The sequence below is a fragment of the Hydrogenophaga sp. 70-12 genome (genome assembly GCF_001897365.1).
GTDB lineage: Bacteria > Pseudomonadota > Gammaproteobacteria > Burkholderiales > Burkholderiaceae_C > Hydrogenophaga > Hydrogenophaga borbori.
Genome location: NZ_MKSS01000341.1, coordinates 1 through 3,168, shown reverse-complemented (window position 1 = coordinate 3,168; position 3,168 = coordinate 1). Strand labels below are relative to the sequence as shown.

Here is a 3,168-nt window from a genome sequence, read left to right as displayed (position 1 = left end):
CCCAGCAGGCGCCCGTCGAAGGGGCGCGCCACCAGGGCCCGCCCGCCGATGGCCGCGCCGGCATGCCGGTCGTGGTAGTCGGGGTGGCGCGCGGCGGGCGCGAACACCACGTCGGAATGCCGCTCCAGGTAGTCCAGCACGCGCGGGCCGGTGGCGAGGAAGGCCTCGCGCAGGTCGGCCCCGCTGTCGGTGTCGATCTCGGCCGCCAGGTAGCGGCGCGCGCCCTCCAGCGGGTCGGCCAGGCCGGCTCGCTGGCTCTGGCTGCTGCCCGGCACCCACACCGTGCCGGCCGAGCTGGCCGCCGTGCCACCCAGCTGACCGGTCTTCTCGCACACCAGCACGCTCAGGCCTTCGATGGCCGCCACCAGCGCGGCCGTCAGCCCCGCCACGCCGCCGCCGATGACCAGCAGGTCGACCTCGTCAGTGTCCATGCGCCAGCCCGCTCACCGGCGGGCGCCGGTGGAACCAGGGGCGGGCCGCTTCGAGCTGCGCGCACAGGCGCAGCAGCAGGCCCTCTTCGCCGTAGCGCGCCGCGAACTGGCAGCCGATCGGTAGCCCCTGCGGCGTCCAGTGCAGCGGCACCGAGGCGGCCGGCTGGCCGGTGACGTTGAAGGGGTAGGTGAAGGGCAGGTAGGCGGCCAGCCGGTCCATCCAGGCGCGCACGTCGCTGGAGCGGATGTCGAACCAGCCCAGCGGGCGCGGCGTCTGCGCCAGCGTGGGTGTGAGCCAGATGTCGTGGCGCTCGAAGAAACCGGCGATGCGCCGTGCCTGGCGGTGCAGCGCGTGCAGGTTGAGGATGTAGTCGCTCGCGCTCACGCCGCGCCCGGCCTCGGCCAGCGCGTAGGTCAGCGGCTCCACCAGCTCGCGGTCGGGCAATGCGCCGCCGGTGGCGCGCGCGATGTTGGCCATGGTGTTGGTGGCGAACACCATTTCGAAGCCGCGCTCCAGCGCGGGGGCGTCGAAGTCGGGCGAGGCCTCTTCCACGTGGTGGCCCAGCTGCTCGCACAGGCGCGCGGCGTCTTCCACCGCCGCCACGCAGGCCGGGTCCACGGGCACGCCGGTGGGCGCGGTCCGGGCGAAGGCGATGCGCAGGCGCCCGGGCGCGCGGCCCACTTCGTCGAGGTAGGGCCGCTCGGGCGGCGGCGCCTGGTAGGGGTCGCCCGGCATCGGCCCGGCCAGGGCGTCGAGCAGGGCCGCGCTGTCGCGCACGCTGCGGCTCACCACGTGCTGGTGGGCCAGGCCGCTCAGGCCCTCGCCGCCTTCGGGCCCGGCGCTGATGCGCGCGCGCGTGGGCTTGAGGCCGAACAGGCCGCAGCACGAGGCCGGGATGCGGATGGAGCCGCCGCCGTCGGTGGCGTGGGCCGCCGGCACCATGCCCGAGGCCACGGCCGCCGCCGCGCCGCCGCTGGAGCCGCCGGGCGTGAGCGCGGTGTCCCAGGGGTTGCGGGTGACGCCGTAGAGCAGCGACTCGGTGGCCGGCGACAGGCCGAACTCCGGCGAGTTGGTCTTGCCCACGATCACCAGCCCCGCGCGGCGCATGCGGGCCACGATCTCGCTGTCGGCCGCCGGCATCTGCCGCGCGAACAGGCGCGAGGACGCGGTGGTGGCGGCCCCGGCCACCGAGGCCACCAGCTCCTTCACCAGGAAGGGCACGCCCTGGAAGGGACCGGGCGGCAGGCCGCGCGCGACCTCGGCGCGCGCCGCGTCGTGCAGCGGCGTGACCACGGCGTTGAGCTGCGGGTTGTGGCGCTGAATGCGCGCGAGCGCGGCGTCCAGCAGTTCCTGCGGCGCCACCTCGCCCCGGCGCACCAGCGCGGCCAGGCCCAGGCCGTCGTGTTCTTCGTAGCGGTCGATGCTCACGGGGCACACCTCCATGCGGCGCAGGGCGGGGCCGAGCCCCGGGAGAACGGTGCGGCGGGGCTCATGCGTGCTCCGGCGCGGCGGGGGGCCAGTCGGCCAGCGCCATGGGCGCGGTGCCGTCCAGCACGGGGTCCACGGCGGAGCCGAAGCCCGCGGCCGCCAGCGAGCCCAGGGCCAGTTGCCCGCGCCGAATGCGCAGGCGCACGTGGCCGTTCTGCTCGTGGTACAGGTCCGGGTGCGCGGCGCCATAGGCCTGGGCCTCGGCCGGCGGGCGGCCGTTGAAGCCGTCGATGAAGTGGTGCGCGTTGCGCTCCACGTGCGCGATGCCCAGCAGGCTGACCAGCGCCAGGTCCTGCTGCACGGAGATGCCGGGCTGCGTGGTCAGGTCCTCGGCCGACATGAAGTACACCGGCCGGCCCTCGGCCCGGTTCCACACCTGGCAGCGCGCCAGGTTCAGCACCGACTTGTAGAAGCCCTTGCAGGCCTTGGACGAGACGCCGGTGTAGCCCAGGGCGCGCGCGCGTGCAAAGGCGTCGAGGTCGCCGTCGGACTCGTCGATGATGACCGGCTTGTGGCGCGCCAGCGCCGCCACCGGCTGGGCCAGCGCCACCTGGCGCCGGATGGGCTGCTCGATCAGCAGCGTGGCCTCGCACAGGCGGCGCAGCGCGGGATCGGCCGCCATGCGCCGCCACAGATCGGCGATGGCCTCGGCGTCGCCGTACTGCTCGTTGCCGTCCAGGGTCGCGAAATAGGGTTCATCCAGGCGATCGAGCACCGAGGCGATGCGGCGCAGGCGCTCCAGGTCGGCCTCGGCCTGGCCCGAAACCTTGAGCTTGAAGTAGCGGTTGCCGTAGGTGGCCACCACCTCTTCCAGGGTTTCGGGCAGGCCGTCGTTGACGCGCGCGCCGCTCGCCTGGTCGGCCGCCACGATGGGGTCGAGCAGGCCGACGGTGTGCCGCACCGCCAGCGTGTGCAGCGGTTCCAGGCCGCGCAGGAAAGTCGCGAACTCGAAGCCCTTGAGGTCGGGCGCGATGGCGTGCGCGCGCAGGCCGGGCCGGTTGTGCCGCATGGCCTGCCAGAAGCTCAGGCCCTCGATGCGGCAGAGCGCGTCGAGCACGGCGCGGTCCAGCAGGGCCGGGCCGTAGCTGGTAACTAACGGGTTCAGGCCGATGGCGGCGCCGGCGTCCAGCAGCGGGCGGTAGTGCTCGGCGTACAGGTCGAAGGCGCTGAGCGCGGGCGCCGCGAGGTAGGCGTCTTCGCACAGCTCCAAGGCCTTGCGCAGCTGGTCGAGGTTCTGCGCGTCGCTCA

The 3,168-nt window shown here is 74.5% G+C and carries 3 protein-coding genes (1 of these 3 only partly in view); all 3 read right to left on the bottom strand.

The genetic code is table 11. From position 1 onward, the window contains the following. Nucleotides 1–431, bottom strand: the 5' end (the start) of a protein-coding gene (locus BGO22_RS17605) for an FAD-dependent oxidoreductase (RefSeq protein WP_286852006.1). Its footprint begins 1,249 nt before the window's first position; 431 of the gene's 1,680 nt are visible here — the first part of the coding sequence; its start codon is at nucleotides 429–431; its stop codon lies off the left edge, out of view. Continuing rightward, nucleotides 421–1,860 (bottom strand): amidase, encoded by a 1,440-nt coding sequence (locus BGO22_RS17600; RefSeq protein WP_286852004.1) that lies wholly within the window; start codon nucleotides 1,858–1,860, stop codon nucleotides 421–423. The genes BGO22_RS17605 and BGO22_RS17600 overlap by 11 nt, the downstream gene beginning before the upstream one ends. 61 nt (nucleotides 1,861–1,921) lie before the next feature. Continuing rightward, nucleotides 1,922–3,168: enolase-like domain-containing protein (locus BGO22_RS17595; RefSeq protein WP_286852003.1), on the bottom strand; the 1,247-nt coding region annotated here is incomplete at its 5' end.